This window comes from Arthrobacter sp. AOP36-A1-22 (assembly GCF_052377615.1).
GTDB lineage: Bacteria > Actinomycetota > Actinomycetes > Actinomycetales > Micrococcaceae > Arthrobacter_H.
In genome coordinates this window covers 12,826-33,663 of sequence record NZ_JBQSWX010000011.1, presented here as the reverse complement: position 1 = coordinate 33,663, position 20,838 = coordinate 12,826, and the positions used below count along the sequence as shown (strand labels likewise).

At 66.7% G+C, this 20,838-nt stretch carries 22 protein-coding genes; 7 read left to right on the top strand and 15 right to left on the bottom strand.

All coding sequences use genetic code 11. The features are described from left to right. The first annotated feature begins 184 nt into the window (after window positions 1-184). The 6 genes from aceE (at window position 185) to fabF (ending at window position 8,119) form a co-directional block, all read left to right on the top strand. A complete protein-coding gene (gene aceE / locus ACT3S2_RS08445; RefSeq protein ID WP_444561528.1) occupies window positions 185-2,926 on the top strand; it encodes a pyruvate dehydrogenase (acetyl-transferring), homodimeric type in 2,742 nt (913 codons plus the stop codon). Window positions 2,927-3,084: 158 nt separating this feature from the next. Continuing rightward, on the top strand, window positions 3,085-4,296 hold the full coding sequence (locus ACT3S2_RS08440) for a PucR family transcriptional regulator (protein WP_444561527.1): 1,212 nt from the start codon (window positions 3,085-3,087) through the stop codon (window positions 4,294-4,296). A gap of 77 nt (window positions 4,297-4,373) precedes the next feature. Next, on the top strand, window positions 4,374-5,330 hold the full coding sequence (locus ACT3S2_RS08435; protein WP_444553739.1) for an ACP S-malonyltransferase: 957 nt from the start codon (window positions 4,374-4,376) through the stop codon (window positions 5,328-5,330). 49 nt (window positions 5,331-5,379) lie between these two features. Beyond that, a complete protein-coding gene (locus tag ACT3S2_RS08430) occupies window positions 5,380-6,387 on the top strand; it encodes a beta-ketoacyl-ACP synthase III (protein ID WP_444553770.1) in 1,008 nt (335 codons plus the stop codon). A gap of 86 nt (window positions 6,388-6,473) precedes the next feature. After that, on the top strand, window positions 6,474-6,719 hold the full coding sequence (locus tag ACT3S2_RS08425; protein WP_444553740.1) for an acyl carrier protein: 246 nt from the start codon (window positions 6,474-6,476) through the stop codon (window positions 6,717-6,719). 161 nt (window positions 6,720-6,880) lie between these two features. Continuing rightward, window positions 6,881-8,119 carry a beta-ketoacyl-ACP synthase II gene (gene fabF / locus ACT3S2_RS08420; protein WP_444561526.1) on the top strand — a complete coding sequence of 413 codons (1,239 nt, stop codon included), beginning with the start codon at window positions 6,881-6,883 and terminating at the stop codon, window positions 8,117-8,119. A gap of 190 nt (window positions 8,120-8,309) precedes the next feature. On the opposite strand, the gene ACT3S2_RS08415 is transcribed toward fabF, so the two are convergent. From ACT3S2_RS08415 to ACT3S2_RS08395, 5 genes are all read right to left on the bottom strand, one after another. Beyond that, window positions 8,310-8,813 (bottom strand): DUF3145 domain-containing protein, encoded by a 504-nt coding sequence (locus tag ACT3S2_RS08415; RefSeq protein WP_444553742.1) that lies wholly within the window; start codon window positions 8,811-8,813, stop codon window positions 8,310-8,312. Between the two features lie 152 nt (window positions 8,814-8,965). Next, window positions 8,966-9,982 (bottom strand): tyrosine recombinase XerC, encoded by a 1,017-nt coding sequence (locus ACT3S2_RS08410; protein ID WP_444561525.1) that lies wholly within the window; start codon window positions 9,980-9,982, stop codon window positions 8,966-8,968. 87 nt (window positions 9,983-10,069) lie between these two features. Beyond that, on the bottom strand, window positions 10,070-11,299 hold the full coding sequence (gene dprA, locus ACT3S2_RS08405) for a DNA-processing protein DprA (RefSeq protein WP_444561524.1): 1,230 nt from the start codon (window positions 11,297-11,299) through the stop codon (window positions 10,070-10,072). Next, window positions 11,296-12,849 carry a YifB family Mg chelatase-like AAA ATPase gene (locus ACT3S2_RS08400; protein WP_444561523.1) on the bottom strand — a complete coding sequence of 518 codons (1,554 nt, stop codon included), beginning with the start codon at window positions 12,847-12,849 and terminating at the stop codon, window positions 11,296-11,298. Before ACT3S2_RS08400 ends, dprA begins: the two co-directional genes overlap by 4 nt. Then, window positions 12,846-13,205: a YraN family protein gene (locus ACT3S2_RS08395; protein WP_444553746.1), complete on the bottom strand. Its 360-nt coding sequence runs from the start codon at window positions 13,203-13,205 to the stop codon at window positions 12,846-12,848. The genes ACT3S2_RS08400 and ACT3S2_RS08395 overlap by 4 nt, the downstream gene beginning before the upstream one ends. Window positions 13,206-13,764: 559 nt before the next feature. Here ACT3S2_RS08395 and ACT3S2_RS08390 point away from each other — a divergent pair. Next, window positions 13,765-14,187: a DUF421 domain-containing protein gene (locus tag ACT3S2_RS08390; protein ID WP_444561522.1), complete on the top strand. Its 423-nt coding sequence runs from the start codon at window positions 13,765-13,767 to the stop codon at window positions 14,185-14,187. A 101-nt stretch (window positions 14,188-14,288) separates the two neighbouring features. Here ACT3S2_RS08390 and ACT3S2_RS08385 read toward each other — a convergent pair whose 3' ends face one another. The 10 genes from ACT3S2_RS08385 to rpsP form a co-directional block, all read right to left on the bottom strand. After that, entirely contained in the window at window positions 14,289-15,473 is a 1,185-nt protein-coding gene (locus ACT3S2_RS08385; RefSeq protein WP_444561521.1) for a methyltransferase, read from the bottom strand. Window positions 15,474-15,482: 9 nt separating this feature from the next. Continuing rightward, window positions 15,483-15,806 (bottom strand): DUF2469 domain-containing protein, encoded by a 324-nt coding sequence (locus ACT3S2_RS08380; protein WP_086996372.1) that lies wholly within the window; start codon window positions 15,804-15,806, stop codon window positions 15,483-15,485. 15 nt (window positions 15,807-15,821) lie between these two features. Continuing rightward, window positions 15,822-16,544, bottom strand: a complete 723-nt coding sequence (locus ACT3S2_RS08375) for a ribonuclease HII (RefSeq protein ID WP_443348389.1) — start codon at window positions 16,542-16,544, stop codon at window positions 15,822-15,824. A gap of 3 nt (window positions 16,545-16,547) precedes the next feature. Beyond that, window positions 16,548-17,276 (bottom strand): signal peptidase I, encoded by a 729-nt coding sequence (gene lepB / locus ACT3S2_RS08370; RefSeq protein ID WP_443427872.1) that lies wholly within the window; start codon window positions 17,274-17,276, stop codon window positions 16,548-16,550. Beyond that, entirely contained in the window at window positions 17,269-17,862 is a 594-nt protein-coding gene (gene lepB, locus ACT3S2_RS08365) for a signal peptidase I (protein WP_444561520.1), read from the bottom strand. The genes lepB (ACT3S2_RS08370) and lepB (ACT3S2_RS08365) overlap by 8 nt, the downstream gene beginning before the upstream one ends. A gap of 118 nt (window positions 17,863-17,980) precedes the next feature. Next, a complete protein-coding gene (rplS, locus tag ACT3S2_RS08360) occupies window positions 17,981-18,337 on the bottom strand; it encodes a 50S ribosomal protein L19 (protein ID WP_086996363.1) in 357 nt (118 codons plus the stop codon). A gap of 265 nt (window positions 18,338-18,602) precedes the next feature. Beyond that, complete coding sequence (gene trmD, locus ACT3S2_RS08355) at window positions 18,603-19,409, bottom strand: tRNA (guanosine(37)-N1)-methyltransferase TrmD (protein ID WP_443348384.1); 807 nt, start codon at window positions 19,407-19,409, stop codon at window positions 18,603-18,605. A 3-nt stretch (window positions 19,410-19,412) separates the two neighbouring features. Continuing rightward, window positions 19,413-19,949, bottom strand: coding sequence for a ribosome maturation factor RimM (rimM, locus tag ACT3S2_RS08350; RefSeq protein WP_443348383.1), 537 nt, complete (start codon window positions 19,947-19,949; stop codon window positions 19,413-19,415). A gap of 113 nt (window positions 19,950-20,062) precedes the next feature. Further along, window positions 20,063-20,305 (bottom strand): RNA-binding protein, encoded by a 243-nt coding sequence (locus tag ACT3S2_RS08345; RefSeq protein WP_086996354.1) that lies wholly within the window; start codon window positions 20,303-20,305, stop codon window positions 20,063-20,065. A gap of 2 nt (window positions 20,306-20,307) precedes the next feature. Further along, window positions 20,308-20,736 (bottom strand): 30S ribosomal protein S16, encoded by a 429-nt coding sequence (rpsP, locus tag ACT3S2_RS08340; protein ID WP_086996351.1) that lies wholly within the window; start codon window positions 20,734-20,736, stop codon window positions 20,308-20,310. Between the last annotated feature and the right edge of the window lie 102 nt (window positions 20,737-20,838).

Here is a 20,838-nt window from a genome sequence, read left to right as displayed (position 1 = left end):
AGGTCACGGACACCTCTCCCGGCTACGCATCACCAGAGAAAGGCAACTACAGTGGACGGGATGGACTCGCACCCACCCGGTGTGCGTCCATCGTCAAGCGGCCTTGCCGCCGCGACGCGCCCCGCTCCAACAACGGGAACGTCGCATTCCCCACGCTGTAACCCGTACCGAGGAGAAGTTGGACGTGGCTGAAGAGGAACACATTTCCCACATTCGCAGTGGCTTGACCAGCCAACTGCCGGACCGCGACCCGGAGGAAACCGCCGAATGGATTGAATCCTTCGACGGTCTGGTCGAGGCCCAGGGCACCGAACGGGCCCAGTTCATCGTCCGCTCCCTCCTGCAACGCGCGGGTGCCCAGAGCGTCGGTGTCCCCATGGTGACCACCACCGACTATGTCAATACCATCCCCGTGGACCAGGAACCCGAGTTCCCCGGACACGAAGAAACCGAACGCCGTTACCGTGCCTGGATGCGCTGGAATGCCGCCATCATGGTCCACCGCGGCCAGCACCCCGATATCGGCGTCGGCGGACACATCTCCACCTACGCCGGCGCGGCCACGCTCTATGAAGTGGGCTTCAACCACTTCTTCCGCGGCAAGGACCACCCCGGCGGCGGCGACCAGGTCTTCTTCCAGGGCCACGCCTCCCCCGGCATGTACGCCCGCGCCTTCCTGGAAGGCCGGCTGAGCGAAGAGGACCTCGATGGCTTCCGCCAGGAGAAGTCCAAGGAAGGCCATGCGCTGCCTTCCTACCCGCACCCCCACTCCATGCCCGACTTCTGGGAATTCCCCACCGTCTCCATGGGCATCGGTCCGTCCAATGCGATCTACCAGGCCCAGCTGAACCGCTACCTGCACAACCGCGGCATCAAGGACACCTCCGACCAGAACGTCTGGGCCTTCCTGGGCGACGGCGAAATGGACGAGCCGGAATCGCGTGGCTTCCTGCAGCTGGCGGCCAACGAACAGCTGGACAATCTCAACTTCGTGATCAACTGCAACCTCCAGCGCCTCGATGGCCCCGTGCGGGGCAACGGGAAGATCATGCAGGAGCTGGAGGCCTTCTTCCGTGGTGCCGGTTGGAACGTCATCAAGGTGGTCTGGGGCCGCGAATGGGACGACCTGCTGGACAAGGACGACACCGGCTCGCTGGTGGACATCATGAACCAGACCCCGGACGGGGACTACCAGACCTATAAGGCCGAGTCCGGCGGATTCATCCGCGAGCACTTCTTCGGCAAGAGCCCGCAGACCAAGGAACTGGTCGCGGATCTGACCGATGCCCAGATCTGGAACCTCAAGCGTGGCGGCCACGACTACAACAAGATGTATGCCGCCTATAAGGCCGCCACCGAGTTCAAGGGCAAGCCCACGGTCATCCTGACCAAGACGGTCAAGGGCTACGGCCTGGGCAACAGCTTCGAGGCGCGCAACGCGACCCACCAGATGAAGAAGCTGACCTTGGATGATCTCAAGGGCTTCCGCGACCACCTGCGGATCCCGATCACCGATGAGCAGCTCGAAGCCGACCCGTACACCCCGCCGTACTACCACCCGGGCATGGATGCCCCGGAGATCAAGTACATGATGGATCGCCGGGCGGCCCTGGGCGGTTCACTTCCCGAACGCCGGACCAAGCACACGCCGTTGCACCTGCCCGACGACAAGGCCTATGCGGTCGCGAAGAAAGGCTCGGGCAAGCAGCAGGCGGCCACGACGATGGCCTTCGTGCGTCTGCTCAAGGACCTCATGCGCGATAAGGAATTCGGCGATCGCGTGGTCCCGATCATTCCGGACGAGGCTCGCACCTTCGGCATGGACTCGCTCTTCCCGACGAAGAAGATCTACAACCCCAAGGGGCAGAACTACCTGTCGGTGGACCGTGACCTAATCCTGGCCTATAAGGAATCCCCGCAGGGGCAGATCCTGCATACCGGCATCAACGAGTCCGGCTCCGTGGCCGCGCTCACCGCCGCGGGAACCTCCTACGCCACGCACGGCGAACCGCTGATCCCGATCTACATCTTCTACTCGATGTTCGGTTTCCAGCGCTCCGGAGACTTCTTCTGGGCTGCCGGGGACCAGATGACGCGCGGCTTCGTGCTGGGCGCCACCGCCGGGCGCACCACGCTGACCGGCGAGGGGCTGCAGCACGCCGACGGGCACTCCCCCGTCCTGGCCGCAACCAATCCCGCAGTGGTCTCCTACGATCCGGCCTACGGCTACGAGATCGGGCACATCATGAAGGACGGGCTCAAGCGCATGTACGGGGGCGAGCACGAAGACCCCAACGTCATGTATTACATCACCTTGTACAACGAGCCGATGCTGCAGCCTGCCGAGCCCGAGGACCTGGATGTGGAGGGGCTGCTCAAGGGCATCTACCTGCTCTCCCCCGCCAAGGTCGACGGACCTCGGGCCCAGTTGCTGGCGTCTGGCGTCTCGGTGCCGTGGGCCCTGGAGGCCCAGCAGATCCTCGCCGAGGAGTGGGGCGTCTCCGCCGATGTCTGGTCGGTGACCAGCTGGAACGAGTTGCGCCGTGACGGGCTGGATGCCGAGGAGGAGGCGTTCATGAACCCGGGCAGCGAACCGCGCGTTCCCTACGTGACGCAGAAGCTGGCCGGGGCCACTGGGCCCGTCGTCGCGGTCACGGACTTCATGAAGGCCGTGCCGGACCAGATCCGCCAGTTCGTCCCCAACGAGTTCGCGACCCTGGGGGCGGACGGCTTCGGCTTCTCGGACACCCGTGCCGCGGCCCGTCGCTTCTTCAGGATCGACGCCCACTCGATGGTCGTCAGGACCCTGGAAATGCTCGAACGCCGGGGCGAGGTCGAAAAGGACACCTCGGCCAAGGCCTTCACGAAATACCAGCTCGACGATGTGAACGCCGGTACCTCCGGCACCGCCGGGGGCGATTCCTAACCCCCGGCCACCGAGGACGCTGGCGAGGACCTCCCCGCCATCGTTCCCGGTCCCGGCAGTCCCCCGGACACCTGCCCAGGCAGGTGTCCGGGGGACTTCTTCTTTTGTAGTGTTCCTCCAAAATGGAGCCACGGGCCACCTGTGCGTAGGGTGGAGCCATGACAGACGAACGTCCGGGCACCGGATCCCCCCGCATCCGCCCCGTGCGTCAGCCCAAGGCCAGCCCGGAAACGCTGAAGCGGCTGAAGTCCCATCTGGGAATCCTCTCCACGGTCGCCCTGAAGCACCTGGACCAGTCGCTGCCCTGGTACCGGGGTCTGCGCCCGCAGGAGAGGGCCGCACTGGGCCTGGTCGCACAGAAGGGCATCGCCTCCTTCGTCTCCTGGTATGAACGTCCCAGTTCCCCGCAGTGGGTGCTCACCGATGTCTTCGGCACCGCCCCCACCGAGCTCACCCGCTCCATCTCCCTGCAGAAGGCCCTGCAGCTGATCCGCACCATCGTGGAGGTCGTGGAGAACCAGGTCCCCGAGCTGGCCCCCGATTCCGAACAGATGCAGCTACGTGAGGCCGTGCTGCGTTATTCGCGCGAAGTGGCTTTCGCCGCGGCGGATGTCTATGCCCGGGCCGCCGAATCACGCGGGGCCTGGGACAGCCGGCTGGAGGCCCTGGTCGTGGACGCCGTGCTGCGCGGGGAGAGCCCCGACGCCCTGCGCTCGCGTATTGCCGCGGTCGGCTGGACCTCGCAGTCGGGGATCCACGTCATCGTCGGCAGCTCCCCCGAGGACGCCGGCGCCACCTTCGTCGGTGACCTGCGCCGGGCCGGCCAGCGGGTCGCCAAGGACTGCCTCGTAGGCATCCAGGGCGACCGGCTGATCCTCATGCTCGGCGGGGTGCGTGAACTGGAAACCACGTTCTCCCGGCTCGCCGAATACTTCGGCCCGGGTCCCATCGTCTACGGCCCGGAGGCCGCCAGCCTGCGCGACGCCGCGGCCAGCGCCCATGCCGCCTTCGAGGGCATCGCCGCCGCCCGGGCCTGGCCGTTGGCCCCCCGTCCGGTGGCCGCCGACGACCTCTGGCCCGAACGGGTGATGAACGGTGACGTCGCGGCCCGCACCGCCCTGATCAACGACATCCACAAGCCCCTCGTCAAGGCCGGAAACGGCCTGGTCGAGACCCTGTCCAGCTATCTGGCCCTGGGCCATTCACTGGAGGGAACGGCCCGTGAACTCTTCGTCCATGCCAACACCGTCAGGTACCGCCTGAAGCGGGTCTGCGACGTCTCGGGATGGGACCCGTTGGTCCCCCGGGAGGCCTTCGTCCTGCAGACGGCCCTCGTGGTGGGACGCCTGGATGCGAGCGAGTCGTTGTAGGATTCCTCTAAAGCCCTTTGCGCAGCTTCGTGCCGCAAGACACCCGTCATGTCCCCGATCTTTGGAAAGCTGGAACAGTGCTAGCTATCGTGTGCCCAGGACAGGGCTCCCAGACCCCCGGATTCCTCGAACCCTGGCTCGAGGTGCCCGGCGTCGCCGACCATCTCGCCCGGCTCTCCGAGCTGACCGGCCGCGACCTCGTGGCCCACGGAACCGTCTCCGACGAGGCAACCATCAAGGACACGGCAGTGGCCCAGCCGCTCATCGTCGCCGCCGGCCTGATCGCCGCCCGCGCCCTGCTGGGTGATTCGGGCCTCGGCCAGTTGCCCGCCTCCACCATCCTGGCCGGACACTCCGTCGGTGAGATCACCGCCACCGCACTGGCCGGGGCCCTGCCCGAGGCCGACGCCATGACCTTCGTCCGTGAACGGGCCAACGCCATGGCCGACGCCGCCGCCGTGACCCCCACCGGGATGGCCGCGGTCCTCGGCGGCGACCCCGAGGAGGTGGCCGCCACGTTGGCCGCCTTCGGGCTGACGGCAGCCAACGCCAACGGCGGCGGACAGACCGTCGCGGCAGGGACCTGGGAGCAGATCGACGCCCTGGTCGCCTCACCGCCTACCAAGGCCCGCGTGATGCCGCTGAAGGTCGCCGGCGCCTTCCACACCAAACACATGGCCCCCGCAGCGGGCATCCTCCAGGATCTGGTCCCTTCCCTGCACCCCGCAGCCCCGTCGGTGTCCCTGCTGAGCAACTACGACGGTGCGGTGGTCGCCGACGGCGAAGCCAACCTCTCCAGCCTGGTCGCCCAGGTGTCCCGTCCGGTCCGTTGGGACCTGTGCATGGAGACCATGGCCGCCCAGGGGGTCACCGGCCTGCTGGAACTGCCCCCGGCAGGGACCCTGGTCGGTCTGGCCCGTCGCGGTCTGAAGGGACTGCCCACGATGGCCCTGAAGTCCCCCGAGGACCTCGAGGCAGCCCGCGAATTCATCAACGAACATGGCCGGACGGCCACCGCAGAGGACAGGAACTAACGTGAGCGCAGTACTTTCCCAGAACACGCCGCGGGAGTACACCCGCATCATGGGGGTGGGCGCCGCCCGTGGCGACGTCGTCGTCACCAATGAGGACGTCTGCCAGTGGATCGATTCCTCCGATGAGTGGATCCAGAAGCGTACCGGCATCATCACCCGTCGCCGGGCCGACGCCGACACCTCCCTGGTCGATCTGGCCGAGACCGCTTCACGCCAGGCGCTGGAGAATGCCGGCATCGAGGGCTCCCAGCTCGGCGGGGTCATCATCTCCACGGTGACCTCCCCCTATGCCACGCCTTCGGCGGCCTCCGCCTTGGCCCACCGCCTCGACGCCACCCCGGCCCCGGCCTTCGACATCTCCGCCGCCTGCGCCGGCTACTGCTACGGCGTGGCCCAGGCCGATGCACTGGTGAAATCCGGTGCCGCCGAGTACGTCCTGGTCGTCGGGGCAGAGAAGCTCTCGGACATCATCGACAACCACGAGCGCACCATTTCCTTCCTGCTGGGCGACGGCGCCGGCGCCGTGGTCGTCGGCCCTTCCGAGACACCGGGCATCGGCCCGTCGGTCTGGGGTTCGGACGGCGGAAAATGGGATGCCATCGGCATGACCCACTCCATGCTGGACCTGCGCGATGTCGCCGTCCAGGCCGAAGAGGACCCCCAGGGTGACGCCCTGGTCGCCAGCACCGAAGCCAAGCTGTGGCCCACGCTGCGCCAGGACGGCCAGACCGTCTTCCGCTGGGCCGTCTGGGGCATGGCCAAGGAAGCCAAACGCGCCATGGATGCCGCCGGGATCAGCGCCGAAGACCTCTCGGTCTTCCTCCCCCACCAGGCGAACATGCGCATCATCGACGAGATGGTCAAGCAGCTCAAACTGCCCGACACCGTCGCCGTCGCCCGGGATATCGCCGATACCGGAAACACCTCCGCCGCCTCGATTCCGTTGGCCATGCACCGCATGCTGCAGGAACGCCCCGAGCTCTCGGGAACCCTGGCCCTGCAAATCGGGTTCGGCGCGGGCCTCGTCTTCGGTGCCCAGGTCATCGTCCTGCCCTAGGCTATTGACCGGACATCACTAAGTTCACCGTCCGCCGGACGGGAAAAATCGTCGGGAGAGTCCCGGCACAAAAGAAAGGGAGCCTCATGGCTAGCAACGAAGAAATCCTGGCCGGCCTCGCCGAGATCGTCAACGAAGAGACCGGTTTGGCCACCGACGCAGTCCAGATGGACAAGTCGTTCACGGACGACCTCGACATCGACTCCATCTCCATGATGACCATCGTCGTCAATGCCGAAGAGAAGTTCGATGTGAAGATCCCGGACGAGGAAGTCAAGAACCTCAAGACCGTCGGCGACGCCGTGAACTTCATCGCGAACGCCCAGGCCTGATCGATTCCGGTTCTTCCCGCGGGCGCCGCTGAAGGCGCTTCTCGCCGGGAAGCCATGGTCTTCGGGGTGGTCCACCGAGGTCGGCGGACCACCCCACCCACCACTCGGGCGTGGGGCAACCTGCTCCACGCCACCAGCAATCCAGCACAGAGAGTATGTTGATGGCTCGCAAAGTAGTAATCACCGGCCTCGGCGCAACGACGCCGATCGGTGGGGACGTCCCCACCCTCTGGGCCAACGCCCTCAAGGGTGTATCCGGCGCCCACACTTTGACCGCCGATTGGGTCGAGAAGTATTCCCTGCCGGTCCACTTCGCCGCGAAGGCCTCTACTCCGGCTGCGGATGTGCTGTCCCGGGTCGAGCTCAAACGCATGGATCCCTCCACCCAGTTCGGCGTCGTCGCCGCGCGGGAAGCCTGGAAGGACTCGGGGATCGAGGACGTCGACCACGACCGCCTCGCCGTCACCTTCGCCACCGGGATCGGTGGGGTATGGACCCTGCTTGACGCCTGGGACACGCTGAAGGAAAAGGGGCCGCGTCGGGTGCTGCCCATGACCGTTCCCATGCTGATGCCCAACGGGCCGGCCGCCGCCGTCAGCCTCGATCTCGGGGCACGCGCCGGCGCCCACACCCCGGTCTCGGCCTGCGCCTCGGGTACCGAAGCCATGCATATGGGGCTGGAACTGATCCGTTCGGGCAAGGCGGATGTCGTGATGTGTGGTGGCGCCGAAGCGGCCATCCACCCGATGCCGATGGCCTCCTTCTCCGCCATGCAGGCGCTGTCCAAGCGCAACGACGATCCCGAGCATGCCTCACGCCCCTATGACATCGACCGCGACGGCTTCGTCATGGGTGAGGGCGCCGGCGCGCTGGTCCTCGAGGCAGAGGAGCACGCATTGGCTCGTGGCGCCCACATCTATGCGGAGCTGGCCGGCACCTCGGTCACTGCCGATGCCTACCACATCACCGCACCCGACCCCGAAGGCCTCGGGGCCACCCGGGCGCTGAAGGCCGCCATGTTCGATGGCCTCATCCAGCCCGAGGACGTGGTGCACGTCAACGCGCACGCCACCTCCACCCCGGTGGGCGACAAGCCCGAGTACACGGCCCTGCGGGCCGCCTTGGGCAACCGCCTCGACGAGGTCTGTGTTTCGGCGACGAAGTCGCAGATGGGTCACCTGCTCGGTGCCTCCGGTGCCGTTGAATCCGTGCTGAGCGTCCTTGCCGTGCAGGAGCGCAAGGCGCCGGTGACCATCAACCTGGAAAACCAGGATCCCGAGATCCCGCTCGATGTCGTCACCGGCAGTCCGCGCGAGCTGCCCTCCGGGCAGATCGTGGCGCTGAACAACTCCTTCGGTTTCGGCGGCCACAACGCCGTGGTGGCGATCCGCAGCGTCTAACGACGTCACCCACCACACCAAGGCCCGCACCAGTTGGTGCGGGCCTTGGTTTTTAATATCAACAATTAACTATTAGAGAAGTCGACTGACTGCTAGATCGACTATGGACATACTCTCCTGAATCATTGCTGCCGGGAACTGGTCGGCAGGATGATCGAAAGAACGGTGGACCCGAGCACAGGGCAGGGGCTCAACCGACCTGGTGCAGCCAGCGGACCGGGGCACCTTCGGTGGCGTGGCGGAAGGGGTCGAGTTCCTCGTCCCACGCCTCGCCCAGTGCCAACGAGAGTTCCTGGTACACCGCGGCAGGGTCCCCGGCACCTTGCTCATAGGCGAAGCGGATCCGGTCCTCGCCGACCATGATGTTGCCGGCGGAATCGGTGGCGGCATGGAAGATGCCCAGTTCTGGAGTGTGGGACCAACGGCTTCCGTCGACGCCCCGGCTGGGTTCCTCGGTGACCTCGTACCGCAGGTGGGCCCAGCCACGCAGGGCGGAGGCCAATTGCGCGCCGGTGCCTTGGGCACCTGACCAGTGGATCTCCGTGCGGTACATTCCGGGCGCGGCGGATTGCGGCACCCAGCTGAGGTCCGTGCGCTCATCGACGACGGACCCGATGGCCCACTCGATATGCGGGCACAACGCTGTCGGGGCTGAGTGTACGAAGAGTACGCCCCGGGTCATGGGTACAGACATGCCATCCTCCAGTTCCTGTTGGTACGTCTTCCCCAACGACCACAGTCACTCTTGGAGGCCAGCACATGCTGCCTGATTTCATTGTGCCCGATTATTCGCCGAATCTCCACCGTGACCTGCCCAAGGGCACGTTTTGGTCCCGTTCGGACGCCTCAGGCCCGTGGGTGGGCCTGCTGGTAGCTGTTGCGCAGCCGATCCACCGAGACGTGGGTGTAGAGCTGGGTGGTGGCCAGGGAACTATGTCCGAGCAGTTCCTGGACGGTACGCAGGTCGGCACCGCCATCGAGCAGGTGGGTTGCTGCGGTGTGGCGTAGGGCGTGGGGCCCCCGGGCAGCGGTGTCGCCGAGTCCTTCCAGGGCCCGTTGGACCATGGACCTGACTTGGCGGGCTCCCATGCGTGCCCCTCGTTCCCCCAGGAACAAGGCGGGGCCGGATTTATCGATCGCCAACCGTGTCCGACCGCGGCTGATCCAGTCGCTCAGGGCCTGGTGGGCCGGCTGTCCGAAGGGAACCGTGCGTTCCTTATCGCCTTTGCCTAGTACCCTCAGGGTTCGCCGGTCGTGATCGATGTCATCGACATCCAGTCCGGTCAGTTCCCCCACACGGATCCCCGTGGCATACAGCAATTCGAGTATGGCCCGGTTACGGTCGGCCACCGCCTGCTGGCGTGGCGTGGTCACGGGCGCCGGCGTCGCTTCGGGGTCCGCCGCCGGTTCGTCGTCGAGCAGCCGGTGCATCTGGGTGCCTTGGAGGACGTGCGGGAGCCGTTTGGCGTTCTTGGGAGACTTCAGCCGGAGCGAGGGGTCCGTGGCGATCAGTTCCTCCCGCAGGGCCCACCCCATGAACGTCCGCACCGATGCCGCGTGTCGGGCCAGGGTGGCCGGGGCCTTGCCACTGGCCTGGTGCTGTCCCAGCCAGAGGCGCAGAACGGCCAGATCGATTTCCGCCAAGGCCTTGATGCTGTGCTCGCTGGCAGCGAATTCGAGCAGTGAGGTGACATCCCCCAGGTAGGCCCTGCGGGTGTGCTCGCTCCGGGATCGTTCCCATGCCAGATACCGCTCGAAGCGATCCAGTGCCGCTTCGTACCCGGCAGGAAGACGGCTCGCGTCCCCGGCCCCGGCAGGCGGCTGTGCCGCTGCGGGGTCCGCGGAATCGGGCCTGCTACTCATACTCTCAGTGTGGATTGGTTTGTCCCGTAACCGGTACTGCCACGCCGCGGTCCGGAGAGGACAGGGCGCGATTTGGAGAGGATTGGTTCAGCCTCCACGGCGGCGTCGCCAGCCATCGGCACTGGATTCGGCGAGCCCGCGGGCCTGCAGTCGGCTGAGTCCGCCCAGGACGGCACCGATGCCCAGGCCGGAGACCGTGGACAACTTATCCGGGGTCGCCGGCTGGCGGATGGGCAGGGCATCCATGAGCAGCAGGTCTTGGATATCCAAGCCGTCATGGGGCCTGGTATCCGCCGCCGTGGATCCGTTCCCGTGCCAGGGTCCGCTGGTCGTCGGGGCCCCCGTCGGCAGGCCGACCAGTTCGATGGCTTCGGCGGCGTCGGTGACGGGGATGGCAGAGCCCTCCCGCAGGAGCCGGTGGCAGCCTGCCGAATTGGCGGAGAACACCGAACCGGGGACCGCGCCGACGTCCCGGCCGAGCTCACTGGCACGCCGGGCCGTGGTCAAGGCGCCCGAGCGCCACCGTGCTTCGACCACGAGGGTCGCCCCACAGAGCGCAGCGAGCAACCTGTTGCGTTGCAGGAAGCGCCAACGGGTCGGCGCCGTCCCCGGGGGGACCTCGGCGAACAACAGCCCGTTGGCTTCGACGCGGCGCAGTAGTTCGTCGTTGCCGGCGGGATAGAAGCGGTCCAGTCCCCCGGCCATGATGGCCAACGTCGGCGGCGCCTGCCCGTGATGTTCGACCTGGAGTGCGGCTTCGTGGGCGCGTGCGTCGATGCCGTAGGCGCCGCCGGAGACGATGGTGACTCCCCTGGTGCAGAGCTCGGAGACGATCTGGCTGCCCACCTGTCTGCCGTACTCCGTGGCATCCCGGCTTCCCACCACGGCCATGAGCGCGTCCGTGGCCGGCAACTCCTGGGGAGGGACCGAGCCCCGCCACCACAGGCATAGGGGCGCCCCCAGACCCAGGTCATCCAGTTGTCCCGGCCACGCAGGATCCTCGGGGACGAGCAGACCCCCACCGAATCGACGGATGGTCTCGAGATCCCGGGGCGGGCCCTGGGCGTCCACCCGTGGCCTCCACCGCTCCAGTCCCGCGTCGAGCCGGTGGGCGCCCCGCGTTCCGGCGTCCCCACCGAGGAGTTCAGCCACGGCTTGTTGTTCGGCGGCCGGAGCCTTGCCGGCGGTGGTGGTGATCAGCCGGTACGCCTCGACCGGACCACTCACCGCCACCAGGGCGGTTCCGGTCAGGTCGTTGGGTTCCATCAGACGCGCCAATCCGGCGCGGGCGACGAGTATTTCCGCGTCGATGCTCATGGTCTTCCTCCTCGTGCGTGGTGGCGTAGTTGCAAGGCGACTTCGATGTCCCCTTGCCGCGGGCATTCCTGCCCGCCCAGATCGCTGATGGTCCAGCCCAACCGCAGGACCCGGTGATACCCCCGGGCCGTGAGCAGGCCGCGTTCGACCTGTCGGTCGGCCGTGGCGGTGACATGCCGGGGCAGGGCCAGCTCGTGCCGCAGTACCGTTCCGGGAAGATCCGCGTTGCGACCGAACCCCAGGGCCCGGAGCCTGCTGCGTTGGACCTGACGGGCCGCGGAGACCCGCCCCGCGACCACGGCGGAGGTTTCCTCACCGCGACCGGTGCCCAGCTGGACCGTGTTCACGCGAGGGACCTCGATCTGCAGGTCGATCCGATCCAGCAGCGGGCCGGAGAGCCGGTCGAAGTAGCGGCGGCGCTGGGTGGGCGTGCACCGACAGTCCAGCGCCTTGCCCGTGTTCTGCCCGCAGGGGCACGGGTTGGCCGCCAGCACCAGTTGGAAACGGGCGGGGTAGGTGGCCATGCCGGCGGCACGGTGCAACGTGATATATCCCGATTCGAGCGGTTGGCGTAGCCCGTCGAGCGACTTGGCGCTGAATTCCGGTGCCTCGTCCAGGAACAGGACCCCACGGTGGGCCCGGGACGCGGCCCCGGGCCGCGGGAGTCCCACCCCACCCCCAATGAGGGCTACCTGGCTCGCGGTGTGGTGTGGACTCTCAAAGGGCGGCCTGCGCAGCAGGTGGTCCAGCCCTGCGGTGCCGCGATGCAGTGAGTGGATGGCAGTGGCCTCCATCCCTTCGACCGGATCCAGGTCGGGCAGCAGACCGGGCAGCCGTTCGGCCAGCATCGTCTTGCCTGCGCCGGGCGGGCCCACGAGCAACAGATGGTGTCCGCCGGCCGCGGCGACCTCCAGAGCGAAACGGGCCAGCGGCTGCCCAATCACGTCGCTGAGGTCGGCTCGCTGCGCGGGTTCGCTGACGTAGTCCGTGGCGGCGGCCGGTGTGACGACCTGGGCCTCATTCCTGGGGGGAACCACGGTATCGAGGCAGCCGTAGTCGGAGAGGACTTCACCCAGATGGCGGTAGGCGCTGATCCGGGCACCGGGGACCAACCGGGCCTCGGCGGCATTGGCTTCGGCGACGACCACCCGGGGTCGCCCGGCCCGCACGGCCGCCATCACCGCCGGGAGGACCCCGGCGACCGGACGCAGGGTGCCATCCAGGCCAAGTTCCGCCAGATGGACGACCTCGGGTGGATTCTCGATCTCCCCGGCGGCAGCAAGTGCCGCGACGACGATTGCCAGGTCGAAGGAGGACCCCCGTTTGGGCAGCGAGGCAGGGACCAGGTTCACGGTGATGCGCCGCGGACACAGGGGAACGCCCGAGTTGCGGGCGGCGGAGCGGATCCGGTCGCGGGCTTCGATCAAGGAGGCGTCCGGCAGTCCCAGCAGGATGAAGCCCGGCAGCCCTCCCCCGATATCGGCTTCGACATCGATGATGTGCCCGTTCAGCCCGACCAGTGACACCCCGCTGGCCCGTCCCAGGCTCACGGGGTGACTTCCTTGAAGTAGGCGATCCGGGGTTCCTGGCCCGGGGCGGCGACGATCGCGATGACATCGACGCGGCGGCGTCGACCCGGTTGGCCCGCCGTCCGGCACCAGGCGCTGGCCAGACGGTGCAGCCGGCGCAGCTTCACCGCATCCACCGCCTCGGCGGGATGCCCGAAGCCCAGCCCCGAACGGGTCTTGACCTCCACGGCCACCAGCGTGCCGGCGTCGTCCGCCACGAGGTCGATTTCCCCGAGGGGGCACCGCCAGTTGCGGGCCAGCACGCTGATCCCCCGCCCGGTCAGGTACTGCGCGGCCAGCAGTTCCCCGCGTCGACCCAATTCCTGGTTATGTCCCATCTGCCACCTCCGCCTCCACTCTCCGCGGCTACGACAGTGCGTAGCTCGGACCGGTATCCGACTGTGGACCCGTGAGCACTCCTTCGGGCTGTGGAGGGGTTCCCCTGGCCGGTGATTGGCGGACGCACGTCACCCGCGGGCACGATCGGCCACCCGGAGGGCGTCCGAATCCTCTCTGCCGTTATTAAAGACTGCGAGTCCAGGCTCGTAGATCAGCTGGACGGTAGGATCATATAGGTGCCCCTGGGCTTGATCGGCGAGTCTCCCCGCGGCGTTTCTTTGCCACGGGTGGGATGGTGTCCACTACCCGCGATCGTCAATTCCTGCCCACCCCTCCTGATGATTCCCCCACAACTTATTGGGCGGCATCGTGCAGCCGACCATATTTTTTACCTAAGCTTTCCCTTGAAAGGTGTCTTCAATGTTCATGAACGCTCTGGGTGCGTCGTGGCAGACGCTCCTCCTGGTTGCCATTGCCACAATCGGCATTTACGTTGCTTTGATCGTATTTTCCCGCTTGGCGGGCCTGAGATCCTTCTCCGAAATGACCAACTTCGATATGGCTGCCACAGTGGCCTTCGGCTCGATCATGGCAACGACCGCGGTGACGACCAGTACGTCGCTGTTGTCTGGTGCCGTAGGGCTCGCCGTCTTATTCGCCATCCAGTGGCTGCTCGCTCAGGTGCGACGCATCCGCGGGGCGGATCGGGTCGTGGACAGTGGCCCCTTGCTGTTGATGAAGGGCGGCCGCTTCATACCCGAACATCTCGCGATGGCCCAAGTTACACAGAATGATCTGCGGGGGAAGCTTCGCGAGGCAGGCGTCACCCGGTACGACCAGGTCGGAGCCGTGGTCATGGAGGCGACGGGAGTCGTATCCGTCCTGGTGCACGGTCCCGATGACCTTCCGATGGAGCCCGATTTGTTTTCCTCCATCAGGGGACGCGAACAGCTCTTCCCTGATCACGAGTTCACCGGATAGCAGACCCCGGCCGGAGCAAAGAAGGCTCAGGAGATGCCTCAAATCCTTGGCAACCGCAGTGCAGACATCACAGCGGATGCGGGGCACCCAAGCACTCGGTGCTAAGCGGGGGTGAGCCGCCAGAGGGACGTGATTTCGGCGGAGCGGGCGGAATGGAAGGGGTCGTCGGGGTCCACGGCGCGGCGATGGGTGGGTTTCACGTCGCGGCGCCCGGCCACCCGCAGTCCGGCGTCGGCGATCCAGCCCAGCAGCTCGTCGCGGCTGCGCAGCCCCAACTGCTCGGCCAGATCCGAGATCACCAACCAGCCTTCTCCCCCGGGCTCCAGATGGGCAAGCAGCCCGGTTAGGAAAGCACGGAGCATCCGGGACTTGGGATCGTAGACCGCCTGATCCAGCAGGGTGTTGGCACTGCCGGGCAGCCAGGGCGGATTACACACCACCAGTCCTGCCCGTCGGCCGGCCGGGAACATATCGGTCTGTTCCAGCTCGACGATGTCGCCCGCCCCGAGCCGGGCCAGGTTCTCCCCGGCGCAGGCGATGGCCCGGTCGGAAAGGTCGGTGGCGATGACGTGGTTGATGCCGCGTCGGGCGAGGATCGCGGCGATCACCCCGGTCCCGGTGCCGATGTCGAAGGCCGTGGTGGTCTCGGGCAACGGTTGCTCCGCGACCAGGTCCAGGTATTCCCCGCGCACCGGGGCGAAGGTGCCGTAGTGCGGGTGGATGGTGTCCTGGAGTGCGGGCACGGAGACTCCGCGGATCCTCCACTGGTCGGCGCCCAGCACCCCCAACAGATCCTGCAGCGGGACGACGGCGGCCTCGGGGAGCCGGCCGTGGGCGTGCGTCCAGGCCTGGGCGATGTCCGGGGCCCGGCGCAGGTCCACCGCGGGGCCGGGGGCCAGCGGGACCAGGATGGAGACCAGCAGGCGCGAGCGGCGGGAGCGGGCCTGGCGGTGCCGGTAGAAGTCGGATCCGACGTCGGGCCCGGGTTCTGCCTTCTGGCCCGCGGACCGTTTTGCGGGGCGGGCGCCGGGGATCCGGCGGCCCAGCGCGCTGAGCAGTTGGCGGGCGTTATGGTAGTCGCCGCTCCAAAGCATCGTGGTGCCCCGGGTGGCCAGCCGATAGGCGTCCTCGGCCTTCAACGTATCGTCGACAACCTGTATCCGGGTGGGGACGGGGCCGGTGCCGTACCAGCGGGCGCTGCGGGGGGTTCCGTCGTCGTCCCAGCTGAGCAGTCGGGGTGCGGGGTGCCCCAGATCGGAGGGTTCGGGGGTGGGTTGGTCTTTCATGGCGGCGGCCTAGCTGCCCAGGCCGGCATCCTTGGTGGTCAGTTCCCCGGTTTCCGCGAGTTCTTCGACGTTGACGTCCTTGAAGGTAATGACCCTGACGTTTTTCACGAATCGGGCCGAACGGTAGACGTCCCAGACCCAGGCGTCCTTGAGGGTGACGTCGAAATAGACTTCGCCGTCGGCCGAGCGGATCTGGAGGTCGACCTCGTTGGCGAGGTAGAACCGTCGTTCGGTTTCCACGACATAGGTGAACAGGTTCACCACATCGCGGTATTCGCGGTAGAGCTGCAGCTCCATATCCGTCTCATAGTTCTCGAGATCGTCGGCGCTCATGGTTCCTCCCTGGGTCTAACGGGTTGCCGCCGGCGCCGTGAGCCGCCAGCTGCGGCGGTGGTAGTCGGTGGCACCGTGTTCGACGATGGCCTGGCGGTGGGCTGCCGTTCCGTAGCCCTTATTGATCGCCCACCCATAGTGGGGCTCCAGTTCATCATAGGTGGCCATGAGGGTGTCGCGTTCCACTTTGGCCAGGACCGAGGCTGCGGCCACCGACAGGCAGAGCAGGTCTCCCTTGATCTGGGTGCTCACCCGGGCTTCGGAAGCGTCGAAGGGGTACGACGGCGCTGTGGCACCGGTGCCCTGGCCCAGCAGTGCCGGTTGTCCGGGGGCCGTCAACCAGTCGTGGCTGCCATCGAGCAATACGGCGTGGGGCCGCGCCGATTCGGCGAGGTTCGCCCAGGCCCGGTTTCCGGCGAGGCGCAAGGCGCCGACGATACCCAGCTCGTCGATTTCGGTCGCTGCCGCATGGCCCACACCCCAACCGGCGGCCCATTCCCGAATCACCGGGACGAGGGCTTCGCGAGTGGCGACCTTGAGAAGTTTGGAGTCCCTGACGTCCTCGAGCAGTTCGGCGGTCGCCGGGTCGATGACGACCATGCCCACGCTGACGGGACCTGCCAGGGCTCCGCGGCCGACCTCGTCGCAACCGCCGATGAGCTGGTTTCCTCCGCCGCCCAGGGCTGTAGCCAGGGCGAGTTCGGTGTCCAGGGTCGGGGCGGGGGTCCGGTTCGCCATGGGTTAGCGGCCTGATTCGTCGGGGACGTCGGCGAAGACTTCGTGGTGTCCGTCGATGGTTCCGAAGCGGTCCAGGGGCCAGGCACGCAGGACCGCCTTGCCTTCGATGGAGTCCGTGTCGATGAATCCGTCCTGAATATCCGGGTGGAAGCGTGAATCGGCGGAGGCGTTGCGGTGGTCCCCCATGACCCAGGCCTTGCCTGCGGGCACGGTGACCTTGAAGGACTCCTCCGAGGGGGCTGCTCCGGGGTAAATGTAGGGCTCAGTGATGGGCACCCCGTTGACGATCAGGCGCCCGTCCTCGGAGCAGCATTCCACGGTGTCTCCCGGCATGCCGATGAGGCGTTTGACCAGATGCTGGTCTGCGGTGTTGGGGAGCAGGCCGACGAAGGTCATCGCCTCGGTCACCGGGTTGGTGGGGGTCGGCGGGGTTTCGCCCAGCCAGCCCAGATCGTCGTTGAAGACGACGACGTCGCCGCGGTGCAGGTCGAAGGGGCCGGGGATCAGCAGGTTCACGAAGATCCTGTCGTTGATCTCCAGGGTCTGCTCCATGGAGCCCGAGGGAATGTAGAAGGCGCGGAAGAAAAAGGTTTTGATGACGAAGGAGAGCACCAGTGCGATACCGACCACGATGAGGAATTCGCGGACCCAGCCCCAGACGGGGTTCCGGGGACCCTTGACGGGCGCACCGCCGTCGTCCTCGGCCGGTCCTACCGCCTGCTGCTCATTCACGTGGTGCCTTTCCCTCGATATGCCGCGCCGCGCCCATGGGCCAAATCACCCGTTCCACCCGTCCGATGACTCGTTCCTCGGGGATCATTCCTCCCCCGGGTGCCCCCAGCAGGGAGCGGGAATCGGCCGAAACCGAACGGTGGTCGCCCATGACCCAGATCCTGCCTTCGGGGACCACTGCGGTGAACTCCTGTTCGCTGGCTGCGTCCCCGGCGAAAAGGTAGGGCTCGTGGAGCGGTTCCCCGTTGAGCAATAGCCGTCCGTCCTTGTCACAACAGCTTAGGGTGTCTCCGCCGACGGCGATGACACGTTTGACGAAGGCCGTGTCGTCCCCCGAGACGCGCAGTGCCCGCAGCACATCATCCAGCGGGCTGGCCCGTTGGTAGGGCAGCAGGGATCCGCGGCCATCGAAGACCAGGACGTCGCCGCGTTGTGGCGGATCCTGGTGGTAGGCTGTCCGGTTCACCAGCAACCCCTCGCCGGGTTCCAGGGTGCTCTCCATGGAGTCGGAGCCGATGTAGTAGAAGTCCACCAGCGTGCCCCGCACGATGATCGCCGCGATGGCGGCGACCATCAGTGCGCCCACGACAAGGCGCCAGCCCCGCAAACGGGACCGGCGCCTGCTCCGCCCGCTCGGCGAAGCGTGCGGGACGGATGATGTCTTCACGATCATGGACGGGACGAATTCGTCCCGACGCACGGCTCTACTTGGAGCCGAACTCGCGCTTTTCCTTGATGCGTGCAGCCTTGCCGTGACGATCGCGCATGTAGTACAGCTTCGCGCGACGCACGTCACCGCGGGAGACGACCTCGATCTTTTCGACGATCGGCGAGTGCACCGGGAAGGTACGCTCCACGCCGACGCCGAAGGTCACCTTGCGCACGGTGAACGTCTCGCCCACACCGTGGCCCTGGCGGCCCAAGACGTAGCCCTGGAAGACCTGAACACGAGTGTTCTTGCCTTCAACGATGTTCACGTGCACCTTGAGGGTGTCACCGGTCCGGAAGTCCGGAATGTCGTTACGCAGCGAGGCTGCGTTAACTGAGTCGAGAATATGCATCTGGTGCTTCTCCTTGGGCGGATGCCACAGGTCACCCACCTTCGACACGTTCTCACGGCCGCGATACGAGGAAAGCGGAAACCGTGGAAACGGAGTGTGGTGAACCGACCAACACGTCTATGTCCGTCGGCGCTCTGACTGTTGGCGCACTCCCCCTGTGGCAGGGGCGCACCCAGTAGACGCAAGGTCTCATTTTGCCATACGCATCCCCGCGGTGGTTAATCCCGTGCCGGCCCATAGCGTGCTGTCGGGGATCCCGGCCTGGTTAGTCCGCGGGGCGACCCACGACGCAGCCGTCTTCGATCATGAAGCCCGCATGCCACAGGGTGTCGCGGTCGCGCCGGTTCAGGGAATCGGGGTCCAGCGCCCGGATCAGGTCGGGGCGGCGTTCGGCGGTGCGTTCGAGCTGCCAGGCCCGGCGGGTCCGGGCAATGAGAGCGTGGTTGCCGTTGAGGAGAACCTCGGGGACGTCGCGGCCCTCCCAGCTGGACGGTTTGGTGTAGACGGGGTATTCGAGCAACCCGTCGGAGTGGGATTCCTCGACCAAGGATTCGGGGTTGCCCACGACTCCGGGGACTAGGCGGCCAATCGCCTCCACCATGGCCAGCACGGCAACTTCTCCCCCGTTCAGGACATAGTCGCCGAGGCTGACGGGGCGGACCTCGTAGTGTTCCGCGGCGAATTCATAGACCCGCTCGTCGATGCCTTCGTAACGTCCGCAGGCAAAGACCAGATGTTCGCGTTCGGACAGTTCCCGGGCCATGGGCTGGGTGAAGACCTCTCCAGCGGGTGAGGGGATCAGCAAGAGGGGCCGGGAAGAATCGGCGTGCTGTGCTCCTGACTCGGCTCCGGCGATCGAGGAAAGCGCTTCGGCCCAGGGGCCGGGTTTCATCACCATGCCGGCTCCCCCGCCGTAAGGGGTGTCGTCGACGGTGCGGTGTCGGTCGTGGGTATGGTCGCGTAGATCGTGGATCCGCACGTCGAGTAGGGCCTCCCGCCGGGCCTTGCCGATCAGCGAGATATCCAGTGCCTGCAGGTATTCGGGAAAGATGCTGACGACGTCGATGCGCATGCCCTAGGCCTGGCCCTCCTCGGCGCCCTGCGCACGATTGAGCGTGAAGAGCCCGTCCGGCGGGGTGAGCCGGATGAAGCCGGCCTGCGGGTCGACCTCGGGGACGATGGCTTCAACGAAGGGGACGAGGACTTCGGCGCCCTCGGTGTCTTCGATGACGAGCAGGTCCTGGGCGTCGTTGGTGCGTAGTCCGGTCACCGTGCCGACGGCTTCCCCGCCGATGCGGGCCGTGAGGCCGACCAGCTCATGCTCATACCAGGCGTCCTCATCGTCTTCTTCAAGATCCGCTGTCTCGAGGAACAGCAGGGATCCGCGCATGGTCTCCGCGGTGTTGCGGTCGGGGATCTCCTCGAAGGCAACCAGCAGGATTTCCTTATTCCAGCGCGCCCCCTCCACGGTCAGGTGCTTGGCCGGGGAGGATTCGACATCGAAGACGGTTCCCGGTTCGAAGCGTGCGTCGGGGTCGTCGGTCATGAGCTGGACGGTGACCTCCCCCCGGATTCCGTGAGGCTTGCCGATGCGTGCGACCTGGAGGCGCATGGTGACTCCTTGAGATGGGAACGTTCTGCAACGTTCCGACGATGTGTTTAAAGCGCGCGGCCCCGCACCGGTGTACGGTGCGGGGCCGGCGGGGTGAAACTCTGCGACCGGGCCTAGCGGCGTCGGTCGGTGTCGACCACGTCGACGCGGACCGGTTCGCCGTCCGACAGGGCCGCTACCACGGTGCGCAATGCGCGGGCGGTACGTCCCTGACGGCCAATGACCCGTCCGAGGTCGTCCGGGTGGACCCGGACCTCGAGGGTGTCGCCTCGGCGGTTGGCCTTCTGCTCCACGGCGACGTCCTCCGGGGAGTCGACGATGCCGCGGACCAGGTGGTCGAGAGCTTCAACGAGCATTTCTACTCAGCCTCGGTGGCTTCTGCCTTCTCGGCCTCGGCTTCCGCGGCGGGTGCTTCTTCTGTCTTATCGGCCTTCTTGGTGATGGCCTCGGGCAGGATGACCGAAGACTTCTCCGGAGCGACGTACGCTTCCTTGGCGGTCTTGGTCTTCAAGGTGCCTTCCTGGCCCTCGATGCCCTTATGCTTCTGCCAATCACCGGTGATCTTCAGCAGTGCGGCAACCTGCTCGGTCGGCTGGGCGCCGACGGAGAGCCAGTAGCCAACACGCTCGGAGTTGACCTCGATGAACGAGGGCTCCTCGGTGGGCTGGTATTTGCCGACCTCTTCGATGGCATAACCGTCGCGCTTGGCGCGGGAGTCCATGATGACGATGCGGTAGGACGGTGCGCCCTTTTTGCCGAGGCGCTTGAGTCGAATCTTAACGGCCACTGTAGTGGTCACTCCTGTATCTAATACTGGGCGATCCCGCGTTTCTGCACCCGTGGGGCGGGCCATACTGCGAAGGGTCTGAGGACAAGATGCACACGCGGA